The organism is Bradyrhizobium sp. SZCCHNR2028 (assembly GCF_032380995.1).
Classification (GTDB): domain Bacteria; phylum Pseudomonadota; class Alphaproteobacteria; order Rhizobiales; family Xanthobacteraceae; genus Bradyrhizobium.
The window spans coordinates 54,627-75,433 of sequence record NZ_JAUHJF010000003.1; the positions used below are offsets into that span (position 1 = coordinate 54,627).

Consider the following 20,807-nt stretch of genomic DNA (forward strand, 5'->3'; position numbering starts at 1 on the left):
GCCGCAGTTTCGATGCCGGTACCGCCTTCAGGCGCTCGCGATGTCGTGAGTGAGCCGGCCGACCTGGATTAACGGCTGCGTCGCATCGCCGACGCCACCGAAGACCTTCAGCTCGATCTCGACGCGGGCATGGCCCGACGTCGTTGGCTTGGTCGTCGCCCGCCACATATCGATCATCTGCGCGAACGGGGCCACGAAGGGCGGCTTCACGCCCGGATCGACCGCTGACGGGGTCGGCGTCAGCAGGTTGATCGGCAGCCGTACGCGCGGGATGGCCGGCTGGCCGGCTACGACCTCGTAGCTGTACATGCCCTGCATCGCGACCTCGTCGCTGGTGCTGCCATTGCCGTCAGCATAGAGTCCCGCGAAGAACTTGGTCAGGCGCGCGTCGAGGTCGCCGGAGGCGCCCGACATCGCGTCGAGCGAGAACGCCGTGTAGTTCAGCTGCGGGACCACCGTGGACGCGAAACGCACCTCGGGCGTCTGGAACAGGAATGCCGGATTGGTGCTGGTGGTCTTGAGATCTGCCAGCGGGAACAGCGCGAGATTGCGCTGCACGAACACCGACGCCCAGCCGCTCTGGTACAGCAGCACATCGAGCGGAGCGATCGACACCGTCCGCGCCGGCAGCCCGCGCGCCTCCGCTTCGCGGAGATAGACCGTCTTGCCGTCGACCTGACGCGTATAGACGTAGGCGATCTCTACACCAGGGGGGAGTTCCGCCGGAGGCACGGCTTGGGCCGTATAGAGCTCGGGCGCGATGATTGCGATCACGGGCGCCGGAAGCGTGGTGGTGCCGTTCGAGATCGTATTGGCCGCCGCATTCCAGCTCGCCGCCACGCCATCGATGGTGATGTTGACGAGATTGGTGCGCGCGTGCCCGTCGCTGGTGCTGTCGAGCGTCGACATAAACTTCACGATCACATGCGCCGGTGCGACCGCCAGCCTTGCAGGCCCGACCGTCTCCCGCGCATAGGCATCCGCGATCTGCCTGGTCTCAAGGGCAAAGGCAGCGGTCGCCTTGCGCGCGGCGGCCAGCGTCGCCGGATCCGGCTCGGCGCCATCGATGCCGACCAGATACTGGTTGAGGTCGCGCAGGATCGCCGGATAGTTGGTGACGAATTGCGCGAGCGCGGTGAACAGGTCGGGCTCGCCGCTCAACTTGGCCGAGCCGCGCAGCGTCGGCTCGGTCGGCCGGTTGAACTCCATCGTGCAGGACACTGCGTCGGCTGCCGCCTGCTGATAGAGATAGTCGAACGAATAACCCCAGGCGTTCAGCTTCGATGGATCGGTCGTGCCCTCGCCGGTGAGCTGCCGCGCCTGCTGCGCGGAGACCGTCGGCGGCGTCGGCAGATCGCGGTTGACCACCGGAATGTTGGTGACCTGCGTGCCCAGCGGATAGCTGAACGGCCCGTTGACGAAGGCGAGCCATCGCGAATCGACATAGCCGTCGATTCCGGGGACGGTCCGCCGCTCGAATTCGAGATGAGTGAGCGAGAGCGTGAGCTCGAGCGGCACATAGGCCTGGTCGACGACGTTCTTGGTGGCGAACACGAAGGCCAGCCGCGGATCGTACCAGGTCTTGCTGGCGGGATCGTAGACCTCGCCGAGCGGAATGCGCGTCGGCGTCAGTGTGAAATTCTGATTGTCCGCGGCGCCCTTGATGCTGCCGCCCGGCTGACCATAGAGGTTCGGCGGACCGGCCGGGTTGCTGTCGCCTCCGCCGGTCACCTCGGTCAATCCGAACACGACGGCCGCACCGGCGCGATAGGCTGCGCCGAGCTGATTGAGCAGCTGCTGGCGCAGCTTCTCGCTGGCGGCGAATCCGGTTGAAGGATCGCCCGCGCTGGTCGACAGCACCGGCAGCGTCTTCAGGCCGATCGTATCAGCCAGGGATTCCTTGGCCGACAGCACGCTTCCCAGCGAACCGTCCTTGAGCGGATCGGTCACGCCGTCAATCCGGTCGAGGATGAAGGCCTGCGGCGCGTAGTCGGCCGACAGGAACTGATCGATTGCATCCAGCGCGCTCTGGAACCACTGGTTCAGGTCGACGCCGTCGAGATGCAGCGTGTCGGTGTCGCCGCTGTCATAGCGCGTGATCGTCGCATCGCCGCTGGCCAGCGCCTTGGCGATCGGCTTCGGCGCGAAATAGCTCGGTGACGTGCCGAGCTTGAAATGGATGCCCTGCCCTGCCGCCTTGCCGAAGCGCACCGCCCAGAGCTGCTGAGCGCCGTCGGCCGCATCCTCGCCGTCGCGGGACAGCCCCTGCCCGACCTTGAGATACCAGTCGGCAGTGGCGAACACGGCCTCGACCGCTTTGCTGAACACCGTATAGGACACATTGCCGTCGCCATCGGCACGCGGCAGGATCGCCGCGGCCACGCCGCTGCCGCCCTGCAACGCCGCCACCGCCGGATCGACCAGCAGCGGATTGCGGCTGAACGCGAGTGTTACATCCAGCTCGAGGATGTTGCCGGCGGCGATCGCATTGACGTCGACCGGAAGCGACAGGGTCACAGCCGGGGCTGCGGGCGCCTGGCCGCGCGTCACGAACTTCAGATACAGCACGCAGGCGCGCACATAGCCGCGAATGATGTCCGCCTGCGGGTCGCTGAGGTCCACATCGGGCTTGGCCATCAGCGAATTCGACAGCCGCATCGCCACCGCGTTGCCGGAGACGCCCGGCACATGCACGGCGACATCGGCCGAATAGTCCTGATGCAGCTGATAATAGATCCGGGTGTAGAGCGAGAGATCGTCGGCGGCCCGCGCCGCGCCGTCCGGCCCAGCATAGGCGGCGGCGTTGAGGGAAAGAGCGAGCTTGAACGCGGCACCGGCCGTGCCGTCATAGCTGTAGCTGGCGTTGGTATTGATCCAGGACCCCAGCCCGATCAGCTCGTCGCGATACAGCATCGGCACCGCCGCACCGTTGAGCGCGCCGCGGTACCCTTGCGGCGGTGCCTCGAACGGCGTCACCGTGGTGTTGCCGAAGATGTCGCGCCATTGCAGCGCGACCTGCGCCATGGTGCCGACGCCGAGATAGGGGTTGGCTGCCTTCGGCGGCAGATCCGGATCAGACGGGTCCGGCGCGGCGTTAACCAGCGCGAACTGCGCGCCGATGCCGATCGATTGGCGATAGTCGAAATCGGCGAGGGCAACCTGCGCCAACCGGTTGCCGCGCGTCCGCGCCGAGCGCGCATGGCTCTCGAACGCGCCGGACTGATCGTCGTCATGGTCCTGAGGACCGAACGGCATGCCCAGCGGAGTAGCCTTGTAGAAGACGTTGCCCGCGAGCCCCGCGGCCAGCGAGGTGTAGAGCTGATACATTGTCTTCTTGGCAAAGTCCGGCGCCGCTGGATCGTCCGGCGGCAGGCCGAGATTGTCGCGCGTCAACGAGAACCCGATGTTCTGCGGCGGCAGCTGGTCGCGCAGCGAGAACAGCTGCGGGTCGAGATCGAGCACGGCATTGACCGGGAACAGTCCGGGCGCTGCGCTGGCGCCACGGGCGATCAGGTCGACATCCAACCCGTAATAGGCGGCCATGCTGGCAAAGCTCATCCCGGGCGCGGCGGAGGAACTGACCTGATAGGTCAGCGGCGGGATGTAGAAGACGGCCGCGAGCGCAACAGCGACTTGCGGATTGAACGCGGCGATGTCCTGGCCGCTGATGGAGTGGATGGCGCCGGCAGAGAACAGCCTGGCGAGCTTGTCGAGGGTGGCCTGCGCGTCGATGGACCCGCCGGCACCGCGGACCAGATCCGCGTCGGTCAGTTGGCGCACCGCGCCCACGATCGGCACCAGCGCGCCCGCGGCGAGCGGCTTGGTCGCGTTGACCTCGGCGATCCGCCCGGGCCCAGGGCCGTAGATCGCCGCGAGCGCATCGAGCGATGCCCCCGCCGCAACCGGCGCCGTCTGGCCGGTCGAGGCGAGCGACACCGTCTGTACCAGATCGCTCTGCGGATCGACGGCGTCGGTCGTCACGAAGGCGTTGACGAAATCGGGAAGCGTGGTGCCGAACGACTCGCTGCCCTGCGTAGCGAACGTCACGACCACCGTCACTATGCCCGAGCCGGAGGAATCGAAGACGGCGGCCGGCAAGCCCTCGCCGCTTTCGACGTTCTCGTAATAGAGATAGTAGCCGCCGCTGCGGACCGTGCTGAGCTCCCACATCAGGCGGATGAACTGCGCCGGGGAGTTGGCAATGCCGCGCGGCGGAGCGTCCTCGGTAGCCAGCGTCAGCCGGAGCGCCGCCGCCGGATTGGTCTCGGTCGAGAGGTTGGTCTGGGTGATGAAGGCGAGGAAGTTGGCATCCGCAGGCGTCACCAGCATCGGCGCGCCGGGTCCAGACTGGTTGTAGAGCAGGAAGACGGCGGAGGCGATGCCTTCGCCCAGGGCGTCCATGGCGGTCAGGATGCGCTGCAGTCGCACCGCATCCTCCGAGCTGGGGCCAACCAACTCATAGACGAACGGCAGCGACGGCGCGGACGCCGGACCGCTCGGCAGATCGCCTGCGCCCACGCCCTGCGCGGCCAGCGCCGCCGCGTCGGGCAGACGCTTGATCTGAACGTCGAGCCGCGTGCACCAGGCCCAACGTGCGATGTCGGCATAGTCGGTGCGTCCCGTAGCAGGATTGCTGCGGCCGGTCTGCGGCTGGAATTTCGGCAGCAGCGCGTAGGTCGAACGAAGATCCGGCATGACGGCGCGGATCGACTGCTCCCGCGTGTCGACCAGATTGGTCTGCGCCGGCGGCAGGCTCCACAGCGTCGGCTGCACCTGCGCGCCGGCATCGGCCGCCGCGGCCACGCCGCTGCGGTTCGTCAGGGCCAACAAGCTCGCGACGGAGCCGCTCGACCAGCGCGCGTAGCCGCTGGCGGTAAACGGCCGCGGCTGGCGCTCGGCGAGCGGCAGCGCCGCGAATGTCGGGCTCGGGACGAAATTGCCCGGCCCCCTGGCCCAGCTGACGACCACATCGAGCGCCGCATAGGCCTGGCTCAGATCAACCTCCATGCTGAGGTCGGTGCCGTCGTTCAGCAAGATGAAATCGAGCGGGACGCCGTGGCTCTGAGTCTCGCGTGCGAAGCCGACCTTGTAGCTCGTGGCAGAACTGGGTGTCGGAAACTGCTGGCCGGTGAGCTGATAGACTCCATAGGCCGACTGCGTCCTCGGATAGAGGAACGCATTGGACAGCGTCAATCCGTCCTGGACCGGCAGCCGCAACCCATAGACCAGGAAGCGCGAGACCATGCCGGCGGTCTGCCCGACCTGACCCGTGGCCGCGATGGCCGACCACAGCGCGCCAACCGACAGAGCCTGAAGATTGGCGACCGTGAGCAGGCCGCGCTCCGCCTGCACGGAGAACAGGCCGGCGACGCCGCGATTGGCGTCCGCAACCGCAACGGCGGTGGTCTGGAAGAGGCTCGCCACCGTCGCCAGCGTATCGGATGACGGGGCGGATGTCCCTGCGGTCTTGTAGGCGATCGGCCAGATCGCGAGCGGCAAGGTCGGCTGCAGCAGTCCGGCGACGCCGTAGAGCACGCTCTGTGCAGCGAGCGCGTCGATCGAGATCGCGCCGAGTTGCAGCGCGACGTCGTCGAAACTGTCGCCCTGCCGCGTCACATAGATCTGCTCCTGACCCTGGCTGTTGATGAGCAGCAGGACGACGCCGCCCTGCAGCATGTGGCGGGACCGGTTGGCCACGATCAGGCGGTCCGGCGTCGTGGTCCAGCGCGGAGGCGACGCCGCATCGGAATAGCGGCCAGCGATGCCTTGCAGCGTGTCCCCGCTTTGCACCACATATTCGAGGCCGTCGACATGCAGCGACAGCCCGGCCCCCAAGGCATGATCGACGTTGGGCTGTACGATATCGGCAATCGTCAAGGAATTGCCGGCGATCCCGTTCAGCTCATCCAGGATACCACCGACGTTGCTCGTCGGTGTCAACGGATAGGCATAGCTCTGCAGCGCGTCGGCCGCGGCCTGGAGCAATTGGCGTGCGATCAGGGTGAAGGTGTCGACGAACACCAGGGCCGCCATCGACTCCGCCGAGCTGCTGTCGTCCTCCGCGGCAAGCCGGCGCGTTTCCTTGTTCTGGGCCTCGATGTTCGCGGCGACCTGCGCGAATATCTTGCTGACCGCGGTCGCGTAGCCGGGCGTGGCCGTGGTGTAGGTCTCGAACGCGATCGGCGAGGTCTGACCACCGGACATGCCGGGGACCTGCAGCTTCAATCCGTCGAACACCGGAAACAGCACCGAACCGGCATCGAGCTTGGTCTTCAGCCCCGACGATTGCGCCGTCGCCGGATTGAAGATGTCGAGCGTGAATCCGTCGGCCAGGAACTGCAGCAGGCCCTTGATCGACAGGAACGGATCGGCCGTGTCGGCGAGACGCGCGACATAGGCCTCGAGCTGGGTGAGCGTCACCGACATGGCCAGCGTCTCGCCGAGCTCGGCCGCATCCCCGCTCTCGTTCCCCAGTGCGTCGATGATCCAGGGGAAGTAGACCTCGGCCAGCACGTCGAAGGACGTCTTGGTGGCGGACGGCGCGCTCGCCGCGGCATCCGGCGCGTCCATTGCGAGCAGGAGCACAAATGCCCCCTGGTTCGAGGCTGCGTCGGTGGCTGCCTCCGGAGCAAGCACGGTGTACTGCGCGCCCGCCATCAGCGACAGCTTCGGCTTGTTGCCATCTGCGGCGGCAAGGCCCATCCGGCGAGCGGTAGCGGGCCCGAGCCGCTTCGGTCGCGGCTTCAAGCTGCGCGCCAGCCGCATGGCCGCGTCCGGTCCGCGTGCATGGGCCCGCTGCATCAGCAAGGCATCCGCGCGCGCCCCCTGGACCTCCCACGGCGCCGTACTGGTCTGTCCGATCACAAAGGTCGCGGAGACTTGAGCCGAGAACGACAGGCTGATCGAAATCGAGAACAGGCCGAGGTTGATCTTGACCTTGAGGCTGATCGTCACGCTCGCGCTGGCGATCACTGGAATCTCGCGATAGCTCTCATAGGTGAGCTGGATCGACAGCACGATCTTGACGTTGACCGAGGCCGAAATGATCGCGAAATCGACGCTGCCGTACAGCAGGCCGATGATGCCGACCGTTCCCGACAGCTTGAAATAATAGTCGCTCTGCAGCGCACCGCTGCTGGCGCGCGATGCCAGCGTGCGCGCGGGATTGTAGGGATGCCACGGCGCCACGACGCCTTCGACGATGCCGAACACCGTGAGCGCGAAGCCCGCCTTCAGAGGCCCCTTCTCGAAATTGTAGCCCAGGCCGAGCTGCAGTCCGATGCCGAACTCGATGACGGGATCGAAAGTGCCGAGGTTGGTCTTCGGGATCTTGGTCGATGTCGCATTAGAGAGTTTTCCGATGTAGAAGCCACCGGCGCCCAGCACCGGCACGCCGTACACGATCACCGAGATCGAGAAGGAGCGGCGGAAATCGAGATTGTACGGGAAGCCGATGTCGATGAAGAAATCGCCGTTGGTGTAGACCTTGATCCCGAGCTGCGGCAGCGTGATCGACACCGCGCCGAAATTGAGGTTGCGAATGATGTCCGGAAAGGTGAAATCGATCTGGTAGACGCCGATGTCGTCGGTGATCTTCTTGTAGAGGATGTCGACGACGAGATTGGCGAGCCCGCCCATCTTCTCGCCGGCAAGCGCCAGCCGCAGGCCGTAGAGATTGGGGTCGTTGAACACCAGCATGGCATCGATCGACCAGGCGCCGGCCACTTTCATCAGGCCGAGATGCCCGGCAATGAGCCAGTTGTTCGACTGGTCATAATAGGGCAGCCCCGGCGCGCCGCCCTCGTCCGCATTGGGATCCACCGGATTCATCTTGCCCGTCGTGCTTGGGACGGACTGCAGCGCGCAGATCACCTCCTTGGTGCTGTTGAAGCTGGAATGGCCGGTGATTCCGATGCGCTGTCCGAGCACGAGCAGGAACAGCTTGAACCATTCCTCGCCCCGGCCGGGCACCGACGGCAGGTTCTGCACGTCCTGCCCCTTGGCGGGATCGAGCAGATTCTTGAATGCCGGATCATCGGCGACGAGCGGGCTCGAGCCCTCGATGGCGAGGGTCACCTTGCCGTCGGTGCCGCGGCGGAAGGTCAGCGCCGTGATGCTGATGAAGCCGAGATTGATCGGGCTCGACAGCTCGTAGCTGGCCGAAAGGCGTTGCGAGAAGCTCTCGCCGCTCTTGAGCGAGACGTTGACACGGAGCGCATCGAGCGAAATCTGGTTGAGCAGGTCCCATGGCGAATCCAGCGTGAAGTAGGGATTGCCGAGCGTACGCACCAGCGCCTGCACCAGCGACCCGATGCTCCAGCCCTTGAGGCTGAAGGTGACCAGCTCCTTGCCGCTCTCCCAATCCGCGCGGAATCCTTCCCACTCGACGAACAGGATGTTGTTGGAGCCCGCCTCCGTCGTCTTGAACTCATAGCCCATCGTGAGCTTGAGGTTGATCGCCGAATAGACCCAGGTTCCCTGCGCGAAGCCGGAGAACTGTTGCTGGGCCGGCTTCTGGCCGTCATAGCTGACGCCGAGCCGCGCCGGATCGATGCCGACGGTCTGATCGCCGAAGGTGAACGTCCAGCTGAAACCGACGGTGATGCCGTAGCTCGTCTTCAGCTCGCCCTGCTCGGCCGGAATGGTCGCGGTGATCGCAAATTCGGAGATGATGAGATCTCCGGGCAGGAAGCTGGGGAATCCATAGGCGCTGCCGGGCGAAAAGAACTGGTTGATCAGTTCCGAGACCTCGAGCGGCTCCTCCAGCGAGGCGGCGAGGTCCCACCGCTTCGGCGTTTCGAACCCGTCATAGGTCACGCTGACCTTGGTGTGCAACGGCCCGACATTGAGGAAGCCTCCGACGCTCGACTTCCATTGCGTCTGCGAGGTGGTCTGCAGCGCGACCACTCGCGAGGTCCGGAGCATCGGCAGCGGCGCCGCGCGCAACAGCGTCGTCGCATTGCCCCCGTCTGGCGTCTGCGTCGGAGTCTGCGCCGCGATTGAGACCGTTCCCTCCCGCACGGCAAGGATCGGCTGGTTGTTGATCTTGAGCAGATTGAGCGTCAGGCTGAAGCCAGCATCGAACTGAAAGCTCTGCGCGCCGTAATCGACCGCGACCGCGATGTCGCCAAGTTCGAAATCGCCGACATTCTCGACGTCGAGCACGACGGCACCGCCGGACAGTGCCGTCAGGAAGTCGCTCAGCTTCGCGGTCCCGGCGAAGGACGCGAAGAACTGCTTCGCGGACGTGAACTGGACGGTGAACACGCCGTCGCCCTCGCCGTCCGGCCCCTTGAAGACGCTTGGCGCCAGTACGAACTCGGTCGTGAAGTCGTAGGTCTGCTGCCGCTTCGTGCCGTCGAACGGATAGGCCATCGACCATTGCAGCGCGAAGCTCGTGATTTTGAAGTCCAGCACGCCGGTCGGCGGCAGGATCTGCCAGCTCGTATCCTTCGAGCTGCCGATCTCGATCGAGACCGCCGTGATCGTCGGCGAGCGGCCGAGCGTGCCGGCGATCGAGAAGCCGTTGAGACCGACGAAGGCAAGGAACTGCTGCAGCACGTCCGGGGTCGCGGCGAGATAGCCGCCATTGCCGCCCATCACCTCGATCACCGTGGCCGGCGTCAGCGGCGCGCCGCCTTCGACGACCGCGAGCGCCACCGAATAGCTGGTGTCCGCGCCGGGCGTGATCTCGACGTCGAGCTGATAGGAGCCGGTGCTGCCGACGTCGAACTGCGAGGAGATCGCGAGCGTCGGCGCCTGATCGCCGGCATCCGGATCGGCGGGATCGGCCAGCACCAGCACGCCATCGACCTCGTCCGCGCCATCGGGCGCGGGAATGGTCAGAGCCAGGCTCGGATCCTTGACCGTGAACTGCGACGCGAGCTTGAACGTGCCGTCCTGGATCGCGGCCCGCAACTGCCCCGGCGGGAACAGCACGGTCTCGCCGTTGAAGATGCCCATGTTGAGCGCGCCGCTCAGCAGCAGATCGCCGGCCGGCGCGGTGAGGCCAGGAAACAGCAGCAGGAACGGCTTGGCGACATCCGGCAGAGCGACCTTGGCAACGAAATTCTGCACCGCGCCGCCGCTCACGGCACGCCCTGCGGAGTCACCATACGGGTAGGTGCCGGTCGCCGTCGAGAACACGAAGCTGACGTTCTTCAGCGTGCCGAATTGATTGAACGGGAAGCCCCCCATGAAGGCGAAGCTGCTGGTCCAGGTCCAGTTCGACGGCGTCGCCTCGGCCTGCACGATCAGTTGGTCGCCGTCCACGGTGAACACGAGCGTGGCCTTCGCGGCCAGCGGGGTCGCGGCGCCGATGAAGGGGATCGTCGCCGACTGCACCGTGAACGCCGTCCCCTCGACCGGGCCGACGTCGGATTTTGCCACCGTCACCTTGAAGTCGGCCGCGGCCTTGAGGAAAAAGGCCTGGCTCAGCCAAGTGTCGTAGTCGGCGGGAACCTTCACGGCGGGATCGGCGAGGCCTGCCGTCAGGAACGCTGCATCGAGCGCGAAGGCGGTGTCGCCGGCGGCGGCCTCGACAGCGGCGCGAAGATTGTCGATAGCGCTCATGAGCCGGCGCTCCCTCAGATGTCGGCAGAGATGCCGAAGTGATCGCTGGTGTTGCGAACGCGCCCGTAATTGCTCCAGCCGGTCAGATTTCCGGCGCCGCCGATCCCGGGATAGTTCGCCGCCGTCGGCGCGCCCGGCCACCCCATCGGCGCCGCGGTGAACTGGTGGGCCAGCGCAACCGCGCCCGGGGGAGGATTGTCCGGCGGCGCCATGACCGCGTTCATCGGCGTGCCGGTCACCGTGTTCATGATCGTGGTCTGATAGTTGTGCATGCCGTTGTGCGGCCAGACCAGGATGTTGTCGATCGAGTAGAACGGCGCAGCGACGAAGTTGGAGCCGACATAGCCGTAGCCGGGATAAAAGCTCTGCCCCGGGCCGCCGCCGTTGGACCAGAGGAATTTGGAGGCCGCCGTCTTGTCCTTGCCGCGGATATGGGTGGAGAAATAGCCCTTATACTGGTCGAGATTGACAGGAACTCCCACCGCCGTCGGACTGACGAGCAGCGTGTAGGCACCGGGCCCCCCGGTGAGCGGATTATAGAGGCCCGAGGCCGTGCCGTTGACGGCGAACAGATTGACGTTGAAATCGCCGCCGATCACCCGCGTCTCATTCACTCCCAGGGCGCCGACGATATCGTTGATCGTCGACAGCGTGGTGATGTAGTTCGCCGCCGCGGGATTGTTCGGCGGGGAATGGATGCCGAAGATGGTGAGGTCTCGCTGCACGACGCCGAGATTATCGGTCTCGGTGAACGTTGCCATGAACGGCTCGCGCAATCCGCCAAAGGCAACGGGCGCACCGAGCGTGGTCGTGAAGGCGATGCGCGCGGCGACGACGTCCTCATTGAGGCCGCCATTGTGCTGGGCGCCCACAGGAATCTGGCGCACGCCGCCAAGCCCCGGCGGCACCAGCATTCCGTTGACGTTCACGGCACCGATAGGCACCACCATGCCATTGTACGGCGCGGCGGCGCCGCCGCCCGGCGGCACCGACAGGCCGCCATGACCGCCGGTCCAGATGTTGGGCCCGGTGAAATAGCGACGGAGGTTGCCTGCAGTGTCGGTGCGGCGATAGAGAATGCCGACCGTTTCGGCGCGCCCGCCGGTCCCGGTGTAGAGCGGCGGCACGGCGTTCCAGCCGCCTGCCACCATCGTGGCGGGGTTGTTGAGCCCGAACTGCACCATGGCGAGTGCATTGATGCCGCCGGTCTGGCTCGCCAGCGCGTTGGGCGCATTGTCGCCGGAGCTCACCTCGATGATGACGATGATGTCCGGCTGCGTGGCCGTCAGCACGGCATTGATCACCGCGCGGCGCTGGATCGCGCTCTGCATGTCGTTGAGGCCGCCATGGCCGCGCTGCCGCTTGATCGACGCGGAAAAGATCTTGTTGACCGAGAAGCTCTCGATATTCCAGAACAGGATCCGCGTCATGATGACGGCTCCTGCAGCTCGGGCTTGCGTGAGGCGAATGCGAGCGACTGCTCGCAGCCCGGATTGTCGTCGGCGACATAGGCCGCGTACCAGCCGAGGCTGCCGGTGTTGTCGGGATCGCCGAACAGGAAGAACTGGATGTTGGCGGACGGCGGCAGCTTGGCGATGCCGAAGATCTTGATGGCGATATCGTCGATCCGCAGGCAGTAGAACCACTTCGGACCGTCCTCGGCCAGCATGCGCCCTTTTGCGGTCGGGACCGGCTGGCGCAGGATCGAGATCGCACCGACCGCAACCTTGATGACGCCCTGGATGCTGAACAGGCTGGCGCCGGGCGCCGCGCCCGGCAGGCTCATGCCGATGAAGACCGCGTGCTGCGCATCCGACCCGGTGGTGACCGGTGACCATGCCGCGAGCAGCTGCGACTGGAAGCCGACGCCAGAGGCGAGCGCCCCCGGACCGCCCAGCGTGATGTCGTAGACGACGCCGAACCAGGGCCCCTCGAGTTCGGTCAGGTTGAGCTGCGACGTCACCGGCAGGAAGCCGAGATCGGACGGCTTCTGATCGCCGGTCGCGTTGACGAAGCTCTTCAGCTGCAGCGCGAAGCCGCGGAACAGGCTGGTGTCGCGCATCGTCGAGCCGTTGAGATTCCAGGCCAGGTTGCCGGTCGCGACCTGAAACCGCTTGGCTCCGGGCGTCGCCTGCGGATAGGTCATTCCGACGGCGAGACCGGAGAAGGCGAGGCCGACGCCGAGCGCCGCCTCCGGCGTGTCCGGCGGACTGCCGAACGACAACAGGTCGAGCGTCTCTTCGGCGGTGCTCTGAAGCGCCGTGAAATCGAGCTGCCCCCAGATGAGGAAGTTGCTCGCCACCGTGGCGCCCTGGTCCTGGGTGCCGATCGTGTTGAACTGCACACGGTCGAAGGCGACGGCCGGCAGCACGTTCGATGGGCTGGTCAGCACGTTGGTCGTGTTCTGCTCGAAGACATAGGCGCCGCGGCCGCCCTGATCGACATAGCTGCCCTTCAGCACGATTCCCGTGAATGGCTGCGGCTTGCCGCGTGAGTACAGCCGCGACACCGGCGCGCCGAACAGCGCCGCGACCGAGAGCTGGACGTGGCTGTCGAACCGCGTCAGCCTGGCGTTCTCGAACAACGACTGCAGCTGCAGCACGGTGAAGTCGAACTCGCCGCTCATCTGCACCGCCACGGGCACGTCGGGCGCAACGCCGCTCGAGACGTTCACCGCATAGCGCGGATCTTCGTAGTCGATCAGGCCGAACAGGCTCGAGCTGCCCGAGGGCATCGTGATCCGACCGCTCCGGCCGTCGACCGTGACGCGGCTGACGGTGAAGCCGAAATGATGAGCGTTGAAGCGGGTGAAGTCGATGCCGGCGGCAAGCCCCGCAATCTCCGGCGGCATGTCGCGCTGGCCGAGGTCGGCCGCGAGCACGATGACGCCGGTCCAGTTCGGGTCTTGTGCGATGCGCGCGAAATTCTCGTAGAATGGGCCGGACGCTCCCTTCGAGCGTGCGATGGCGTCCGCGATGTAGTCCTGTAGCCATTGCGACAGGCCGGTGTAGGACAGCGCAGCGGTCACCGGCGGTGTGCCGGGCAACAGCGAGAACTGCTCCGCGGACGTCCAACGATTGGCATTCGTGACCCGCTCCAGCAACGAGCCGGAGCAGAACTTCATGATCATCACGTTGCGGTAGGCGGTGGCCGACGCGCCGGCGCCGACCGCCGCGGTCATGGTCCAGCCCGCAATGTTGACGGTATTGGCGAACTGGGCGCCGGTGCCGAACGGCTCCGGATTGACAGCGACCAGAAAGAGCTGGTTGGTCTGCAAGGCGTCCTGCATCGCCTGGGTTGGAGCAGATAGCGCGAATGGCAGGGTATTGCCGTCGCGGTCGAGCGATTGCGCCATGCTGACCTTCAGATAGGCCCCCGTCGCCGGATCGCGCTCGATGATGAAGCCCTGAGGCGTCGTCCCATCGGTGCTGGGGCCGTCCGCCAGCGTGCCGTGCAACGCGTGAGCCCGCGCCGCCTGCACCCGCGCCGACCACGTCTTGCTGCCATAGCCCGAGATCAGCGACTTGCGGGTTGCGGCCACGATCTGGCTCTCGAACTGGACGAGCGTCGCGCCATCGAGGCCGCTGCTCGCAGCAGCTCCATAAGGCGCCAGCGGGAACGTCTTGTCGCTGCCCTGGGCGAGCGGCATGAACGGCGGCGCGGATTGGAGTATCTCCGCATTCGCGGCGCCGGCCGCGGCCGCACCGTAGATCGCGCTGCCCTCGGGCTCGGCCAGATAGTCGACGGCCCCGCCCCCGGCGACGATGGTCACCCAGGAGGTCTGGTGGTCGTCGGTCAGGCGCGGCGCAACGGCGCCGCTCGCGGGACGGTTGAGATCCGCCGTCTCGAACGGGAACACCGGCGCGTAGCCTGGTTTCGAGGGGATCGCGTTGAGGCGATCGTTTTGTGTTGCAGGCAGGCTGACGTCGTACGCCTTGAAGCTGAGCGCTTCCGATCCGAACAGTCCGCCCATCAGCTTCGCAAGCTGCCCCGCCGAACTGCCATCGGCGCCGAGAGCATAGTGGCCGGCCAGGCTGAGATAGGTCGTGCCAGTGTCGACCGCGGCCGTCTTCGCGGCGCTGGTCGCAAAGGCGAAGCCCCCGGCTCCGAGCGCCGGCGCCGTATCCGTGCTGCCAGCCCCTAGCGGCGTCAGTTGCACGACACGCCCGCCGGTCGTGCGGAATTCGCTCGTCAGCGCAGGCGCCCCCTTGATGGCGAACCCCGAACGCAGATACCCCTGCTCGAGCTGCTCTCGGCCGATCACGCGGTTGGCCGGATCGCCGAGGTCGAAGGCACCTGCGATCGAAAGCTGCGATGGCAACGCCGCCACCGTCATGGCTGCATACTGCGCAGCTTGCAGCGACGCCGTCGCATTGTTGTTGATGACGTAGCGGACGCCCTGCCCCAAGCCCTGGCTGACGAACGCCTGTTTCGAATCGAGCAGCCCATCAAAGGTCACGCAGCCGGTGTTGGCGCCGCCGAAGGGCACGTAGGCGTAGATGCGATTATTGGAGGCCGGCGCAAGCCGAATGCCGAGCGGGTTGTCGCCCTTGCCCGCGAAGCCGATGAACGGAGGTGAACTCAGCGCCGAGCCCGACAGGCGCAGCGCCCCACCGTCAATATCGATCCGGCTCTGATCCAGGATGTAGAATTTGGCGTTGCTGGCGAACCAGAGGTTCATGTTGCCCGAGACCTGGTAGACCGGCGGCAGATTGATGAAGGAGACGCCATAGCGCTCGAAGTCGCCAAACACGACCGGATTGGCCGAGGCAAGCCAGACGACGGCGCGATTGCGCGTCGCCTTGCTGATATAGGTCCGTGCACGCTCGGCGAACCCGCCGGGATCCCGATCGAGATCGGCGGGCCGCTGTGTCGCGAACAGATAACTGCCACCGTACTTCTTCAGCGAGTCATCGTAGTTGATGAACGGTGGCAGCGACGAGCCCGCGCCGAGAAGGTAGCCGGCCCAGCCAACCGAGCCGGCAACCCTGGTCTCGTAGATCGCGGAGGAGTCGACCTGCTCGAACTGCGCTGACGCGGACGCGTCCATGCTCGTATCACCCGATCGGGAAGATGCCGAGCAAGGTGCCCGCCAGTGAATAGAGGGCGCGATCGTCGATGATGTCGCCCTTGATGATGGTCACCGTATATTGCGTCGAGCCCAGCGCCGCATATTGCACCGTGATGCCCGCCTTCCACGTCGTCGCCCCGATCGTGATATCAGCACCGAGGACCGCAGTGATCTGCGACTGCGAGACGATCGGCGTCCAGACCGGGATTCGGCCCTGATACTGGAACGAGACGTAGGTCGTGTTGTTGGTGTCGCCGCTCGGCGTCGTCACCACGTTGCTGTTCGGACTGGTCGGGGTGTTCACCGTCGGCAGCGCCGTGAAGGCCGCGCGCGGATACTCTTCGGTCCGCGTCGCCGCGGGCGCCGCTGACTTGACGGACGAACTGATCGGGAAGATGCCGAGCGTCACGCCCTGGAGCGAGTAGAGCCCACGATCGTCCACGATCTCGCCCGAGATGATGGTCACGGTGTACTGGGTCGATCCCAGCGCCGCATACTGGACCGTGATGCCCTTGCGCCAAGTCGTTGCGCCGATCGTGATGTCGGCCCCCAAGACGACTTGAGGTTGAGCCTGCGAAACCACCGGCGTCCAGACCGGAATGCGGCCCTGATACTCGAAGACGAGCTGCGTCGTGTTGTTGGGATCGCCCGTCGGCGTCGCGACGACATCGGTGTTGGGACTCGTGGGGGTTTTTACGACGGCGGGAGCGGTGAAACGAATACCTTCACGATCAGACATGACTATCTCCTTTTGTAAAACACAGGTCGAAACCTGCAGCGCGCAGCTGCTGAGCGCAGCTGAGGCGAGTCGAAAATCAATAAACTACCAATGATCGAAATCTATCAGAGGTTGCATCGTGTAACAGAGTTCGCAGGGGCGGTCAATCGGGCCAGATCACAGTCCTGCCCCCCACGCCCGATAACATTCTGGTGTTTACATTTCACGCGAAGCCGGGCCGGCCCTCAGCGGCTGCCTTGTCTCCGAAGCATTTGCATCGCACGCTTCATCGCTGCGGACCGGGTGAACGAGCCGAGCACGATTCCGGTAAAGCTGCTCTCCTTTCCGGAATCGACGATCGCTCCTGTCATCGTGACCGTGTAGTAGGGACCCATGGGGTTCATGGTCACGGTCAGCCCCTTGCACAGGACAATGCCGGCAACAGCGACATCCTCGGCCAGCGTGACCTTCACCTCGCCAATCGACACGAGCGTCCTCCAGCACGGGATCGTACCGTTGACGAAAAAGGTCACCCAGGTGCTGTCGTTGGTGTCGAACGTTGCGGCCACCTGCGCATTGCAATTCGTCGTCAGCTGGGTGTCGACGGTTTGATCGGTGAGCTGAGATGGCGCAGCGGGCAAGGCGGCTTCCGTCCTCGTTCAGGCGCTCAGCGTCATGCAAAATGACCAGCTGGAGGGTGACAAATAACTAGCCGCCGTCGGTTTGCGAGTCCATTTGCAATCCGGCCCCTGCAGCAATCCGGCCGGGGCTCCGCATCCCACGCAGGTGCGACCAAGGCCCTGGCCGTAACCTCCCGCTGGCCAAGATTCCCGGCGGGGTTTCGCAACAGGCACGATCCGCTGCAAAAGCTGCTCTTCCCGGATTTCTTCAAACGCTACCAGCCTGTTGCCCGCCCCTCCCGCCGATCGCATGCCGCACCGGGAAACGCCTCGCCCCTTGGATGGGACGCCGCCGATGCCAAGGCTGATTTCCCTTTATTTTTCAGCTCGTTGTTGTCGACAGCAATGTGAGACGCCGCCGCGTCGGACGCCGCAAACGGCAGACGCCGGACCGATCGGGCGCAGAGTCATCTCCGGCCTGAACGCCAGATCGTCGCTCGAGCGGGCGGCAATCCCGTCTCCGGCCGGCGTGCGTCGGGTTGCCTCCGGACCCTGCTGTTTCTACAACAGCCGGAGCGCCTCCCAAGTATCAGGACCATCCCTCAAAGTGAACGAGCAACGCTTCATCGGCTCGCTGACCGGCTTACGCTTCGTCGCGGCCGCAACGGTCGCCATCGGCCACGGCGCCCCGTCGTTGGCGCAAGGCCTGCTGCCGGAGCTCATCGCTCAGGTCAGCAGCATCGGAATGACGATGTTCTTCGTGCTGAGCGGATTCGTCCTGTGGCTCAACTATGCCGCGCGCTTCCAGTCGCAACCGTTCGGAAACGCTCTTCGTGAATTTGCCATCGCGCGATTCGCCCGGCTCTACCCGATGTACGCCGTGATTGTGCTCGCGGTCGTCGCATACGTCGTGATCGCGCGAGACCTCTCCGCGCCCTCGCTCGGCTTCATCCTCACGATGACGCAAGCCTGGTTTCCCGTGCAGAACGGCACCATGCTGGTCGCGGTCGTGCCGTCGCTGCAGCACCTCTGGTCCATCAGCGTCGAGCTGTTCTTCTACCTGCTGTTTCCGTTCGTCTGCCTGCTGTTTGCAGGCGTCGCCAGGCTGCCCACGATCATCTGGATCGCGCTTGCGAACATCGTGACTTTCGCGCTGACGATCGCCGCCGCTTTCACCTTTGGCGATGCGTTGTTGCGGACCGCCGCGCCAAGCCTCACGCAAAACGGGATGCAGTGGCTCACCTACTACTCTCCCTATCTTCACATCGCTCAGTTCCTGGCCGGCTGCCTTGCCGCCATGATCTACAAGAACCGCGCCGATGCCAGCATCGGTGACGGGGAGCGACACTGCGTGAGGCTCCTGTTCTGGCTTGCGCTGGTGAGCCTCATCTGTGCGCCTGTCCTGCTGTTTCTGCAGCCTCGTCTGCCCGGCTGGTCGTTCGCGATCGAACTTGCCGTACGTCTCATCGAGATCTCGGGATTCTCGATCGTCTTCGTCGCAGCCAGTCGGTACGGCCATGCCGCTTGGCTGTCGTCCAGAGCCCTGATCATTGGTGGCGAATGCAGCTATTCGATCTATCTGCTGCATCCCTTTCTCATTCGGCTTGCGATGATCGGAAAGTCAGATGCTCCCGGCGCTCTCGAGCTCGCACTGCGGCTCGGTCTGTTCGTTGCGATTGCGACGGCGGTGGCCTGGGTCACCTACATGCTCATCGAGGCGCCCTCGCGAACATGGTTACGGAGAGCCTTCCGCACCAGCGCACCGCGCGACGTGATCCATGCGACGCCGGTCTGAGCGCCGTGTCACCGGCCGTCCGTGCTTCGCGGTGCGCCTCTACCAGCGGCTTATCCGGAGCCTTGCCGTGCCTTGAATCAGGAGCCAGACGAAGCTGCCGCCGCTAACGACAGGGCGCGACGTCCAACGTGAACAGTCGCTGATCCCTCGCGGCAGCCAGCAGCCCGATGCACCCTCCCGCGGCGATGATCAGCCATCGCATATTCACCTACTGACACAGGCCCTCGCCTGTCTGCTCCATTTGAACGCGGTTCCGCATGGCGGCCTTGGCCGAGCGCCCGCAGGGCATTCGTTCCACACCGGCGCTCCCACCTCCCAGCCATTCACGACGCAGCCGCCATTGGGCGCGACGTGGCACCCTAGGCCGCAGGACTCATTGGCGACCGACCGGCCGCCTCCTGCCGCAAGGCCAGTCAGCAGCACAACCCAAAACATCAGCCTCATCGCTTTTGCTCCATTGACTCCGAGGCGACGAGCCCCTGCGACCGCGCCCCAGCGGAAACCATGAACGTATCAAACCGTTCCCCCGTTGATCGCAGCCTGCTCGCGCTGAGATCTCGTCGGAGATGGTCGCCGCCAGCCTGTGACGAAACATCGCGCCGTCACCACACTCTAGCCCTACTACGCGCACGACCGCGCCATATCCGTGCACGGAAATGGGAGACCATCGTAGCGAGAAGGTTTTCACCATGTTGGGCGATGATTGCGCAGCCTGGGCGAGCGATAAGCGGAAAAATCACCTCTCCACGCCAATTTGATCGTGGTGAGCCAGCAAGGCGTTGGGGCGCGCGCGCTCAGAAACGTGACGAGCCGAACAACATCAGGAGCCGGCGGCACGAACTGCCGGCCAGCCTTGGATCGTCCGGATGCGCGCCGGACGAGCCCGTGGCGAATGCAGGGAGCGATAGATCGACATGATGGCACGAAAGCTTTCAGTCCGCGAAGTCATTGCCAGATCCTATCCCAGCTGGGACTATGCCATGGCCGACCGGTTGATCGCATGGCTCGATCATTGTGGGTACGAGATCGTGGAGAAGAAGCCGGAGCGCACCGCGGCTCCCGTGACCGACGACGCGCAGCCACACGTGATCAGCGCTTGATGAATTCTGCCCCGTTTCGCCGAGGCGCTGCGAATGATCAGCGCTCCTCAAGCGGCAGCGCTCGGGCGCCGCAGGAACCGCGCATCGCGTTCTGCGGTTCAAGATGACAAGACCAGACGCTCGACGTCTCATCGAGCACCATGAGATCAGGGAAGGATCACCAATGTCTCGCAAGCTCACGCCACGCCAGGTCATCGCACGCTCCTACCCGACCTGGGACTACGCCATGGCCGATCGCCTGATCGCCTGGCTGGATGATTGCGGCTACGAGATCGTCGAAAAAGGAGCCGCGCACCTGGACACAAGTCTGGTGCCTGCTGCGCCGGAATCGACACCGTCGCATGAAAGCACACATTGATCCCGTCGCGGTCGAAGCCGCGAACGGGGCCTCCCGGCACTCATTGGTATGAGAGAGCCGGCCTCAGGCGAGCAGCTGCTTCTCGATTTCGTAGACCGGAAGCTTGACCAGATCCTTGTGGATCTCGCCATGCAGCACCTTTCGTACCGCGTCGGAATAGTCGGCGCGGATGATCCCGAGTGCGCGCGGCGACGCCACCATCGTGACGGCTTTGGTTTCGCCCGACAGGACAGCCTGATGCAGGCGATCAGCAAGCTGCTTGAGAAAGGCGCGCTCAGCCTGATCATGCCAATCCGTCTGATCCACCGAACTCCGAGCATTGCCAAATGACTGCTGCACCGAGCCGGGCGCATCAGTGCCCTGAGCGCTCGTGCGGTCGTTCTCCTGCTCACGGACCTCTTTGGTGTGCAGGTTCGGAAACATGCTGTCACCGACGTTCTCGAGGATCAGTGCCTTGCGGCCGTCGCACACGACGATCCAATCACCGGTTCCGACCTTCAGCTTGTCCATGAGATTACTCCATCATCCGAATTGCAACGAAGAACGTGCTGGGAATCCATCGGGAGACGCCGC

The 20,807-nt window shown here is 65.1% G+C and carries 10 protein-coding genes; 3 read left to right on the forward strand and 7 right to left on the reverse strand.

What is annotated here, in order from left to right:
- Window positions 1–27 precede the first annotated feature (27 nt).
- The 5 genes from QX121_RS06230 to QX121_RS06250 all read right to left on the reverse strand — a co-directional run bounded on the left by QX121_RS06230 (window position 28) and on the right by QX121_RS06250 (window position 17,002).
- Window positions 28–10,572 carry a LysM domain-containing protein gene (locus tag QX121_RS06230; RefSeq protein WP_315811452.1) on the reverse strand — a complete coding sequence of 3,515 codons (10,545 nt, stop codon included), beginning with the start codon at window positions 10,570–10,572 and terminating at the stop codon, window positions 28–30.
- 14 nt (window positions 10,573–10,586) lie between these two features.
- Complete coding sequence (locus tag QX121_RS06235) at window positions 10,587–12,002, reverse strand: hypothetical protein (RefSeq protein WP_315811453.1); 1,416 nt, start codon at window positions 12,000–12,002, stop codon at window positions 10,587–10,589.
- On the reverse strand, window positions 11,999–15,622 hold the full coding sequence (locus QX121_RS06240; protein WP_315811454.1) for a hypothetical protein: 3,624 nt from the start codon (window positions 15,620–15,622) through the stop codon (window positions 11,999–12,001). The genes QX121_RS06235 and QX121_RS06240 overlap by 4 nt, the downstream gene beginning before the upstream one ends.
- A 7-nt stretch (window positions 15,623–15,629) precedes the next feature.
- Window positions 15,630–16,382: a hypothetical protein gene (locus QX121_RS06245; protein ID WP_315737655.1), complete on the reverse strand. Its 753-nt coding sequence runs from the start codon at window positions 16,380–16,382 to the stop codon at window positions 15,630–15,632.
- Window positions 16,383–16,606: 224 nt separating this feature from the next.
- Window positions 16,607–17,002: a hypothetical protein gene (locus QX121_RS06250; RefSeq protein ID WP_315737654.1), complete on the reverse strand. Its 396-nt coding sequence runs from the start codon at window positions 17,000–17,002 to the stop codon at window positions 16,607–16,609.
- Window positions 17,003–17,336: 334 nt separating this feature from the next.
- On the opposite strand from QX121_RS06250, the gene QX121_RS06255 reads away from it, so the two are divergent.
- Complete coding sequence (locus QX121_RS06255) at window positions 17,337–18,776, forward strand: acyltransferase (RefSeq protein WP_315811455.1); 1,440 nt, start codon at window positions 17,337–17,339, stop codon at window positions 18,774–18,776.
- Between the two features lie 204 nt (window positions 18,777–18,980).
- On the opposite strand, the gene QX121_RS31620 is transcribed toward QX121_RS06255, so the two are convergent.
- The gene (locus QX121_RS31620) at window positions 18,981–19,220 is read right to left on the reverse strand and encodes a hypothetical protein (RefSeq protein WP_409999316.1); all 240 of its coding nucleotides are present in this window, start codon (window positions 19,218–19,220) and stop codon (window positions 18,981–18,983) included.
- A gap of 473 nt (window positions 19,221–19,693) precedes the next feature.
- Between QX121_RS31620 and QX121_RS06260 the strand changes: the two genes are divergently transcribed.
- Both QX121_RS06260 and QX121_RS06265 read left to right on the forward strand, forming a co-directional pair.
- On the forward strand, window positions 19,694–19,876 hold the full coding sequence (locus QX121_RS06260) for a hypothetical protein (RefSeq protein WP_315811623.1): 183 nt from the start codon (window positions 19,694–19,696) through the stop codon (window positions 19,874–19,876).
- Between the two features lie 163 nt (window positions 19,877–20,039).
- Window positions 20,040–20,234, forward strand: coding sequence for a hypothetical protein (locus QX121_RS06265; protein WP_315737652.1), 195 nt, complete (start codon window positions 20,040–20,042; stop codon window positions 20,232–20,234).
- A gap of 63 nt (window positions 20,235–20,297) precedes the next feature.
- Here QX121_RS06265 and QX121_RS06270 read toward each other — a convergent pair whose 3' ends face one another.
- The gene (locus QX121_RS06270; protein ID WP_315754304.1) at window positions 20,298–20,744 is read right to left on the reverse strand and encodes a host attachment protein; all 447 of its coding nucleotides are present in this window, start codon (window positions 20,742–20,744) and stop codon (window positions 20,298–20,300) included.
- Between the last annotated feature and the right edge of the window lie 63 nt (window positions 20,745–20,807).

Bases quoted from the DNA above. Each gene is read 5' to 3' on its own strand.
- QX121_RS06230 (WP_315811452.1), bottom strand. From the start codon at position 10,572: ATGAGCGCTATCGACAATCTTCGCGCCGCTGTCGAGGCCGCCGCCGGC.
- QX121_RS06235 (WP_315811453.1), bottom strand. From the start codon at position 12,002: ATGACGCGGATCCTGTTCTGGAATATCGAGAGCTTCTCGGTCAACAAG.
- QX121_RS06240 (WP_315811454.1), bottom strand. From the start codon at position 15,622: ATGGACGCGTCCGCGTCAGCGCAGTTCGAGCAGGTCGACTCCTCCGCG.
- QX121_RS06245 (WP_315737655.1), bottom strand. From the start codon at position 16,382: ATGTCTGATCGTGAAGGTATTCGTTTCACCGCTCCCGCCGTCGTAAAA.
- QX121_RS06255 (WP_315811455.1), top strand. From the start codon at position 17,337: ATGCCAAGGCTGATTTCCCTTTATTTTTCAGCTCGTTGTTGTCGACAG.
- QX121_RS31620 (WP_409999316.1), bottom strand. From the start codon at position 19,220: ATGAGGCTGATGTTTTGGGTTGTGCTGCTGACTGGCCTTGCGGCAGGA.
- QX121_RS06260 (WP_315811623.1), top strand. From the start codon at position 19,694: ATGGCACGAAAGCTTTCAGTCCGCGAAGTCATTGCCAGATCCTATCCC.
- QX121_RS06265 (WP_315737652.1), top strand. From the start codon at position 20,040: ATGTCTCGCAAGCTCACGCCACGCCAGGTCATCGCACGCTCCTACCCG.
- QX121_RS06270 (WP_315754304.1), bottom strand. From the start codon at position 20,744: ATGGACAAGCTGAAGGTCGGAACCGGTGATTGGATCGTCGTGTGCGAC.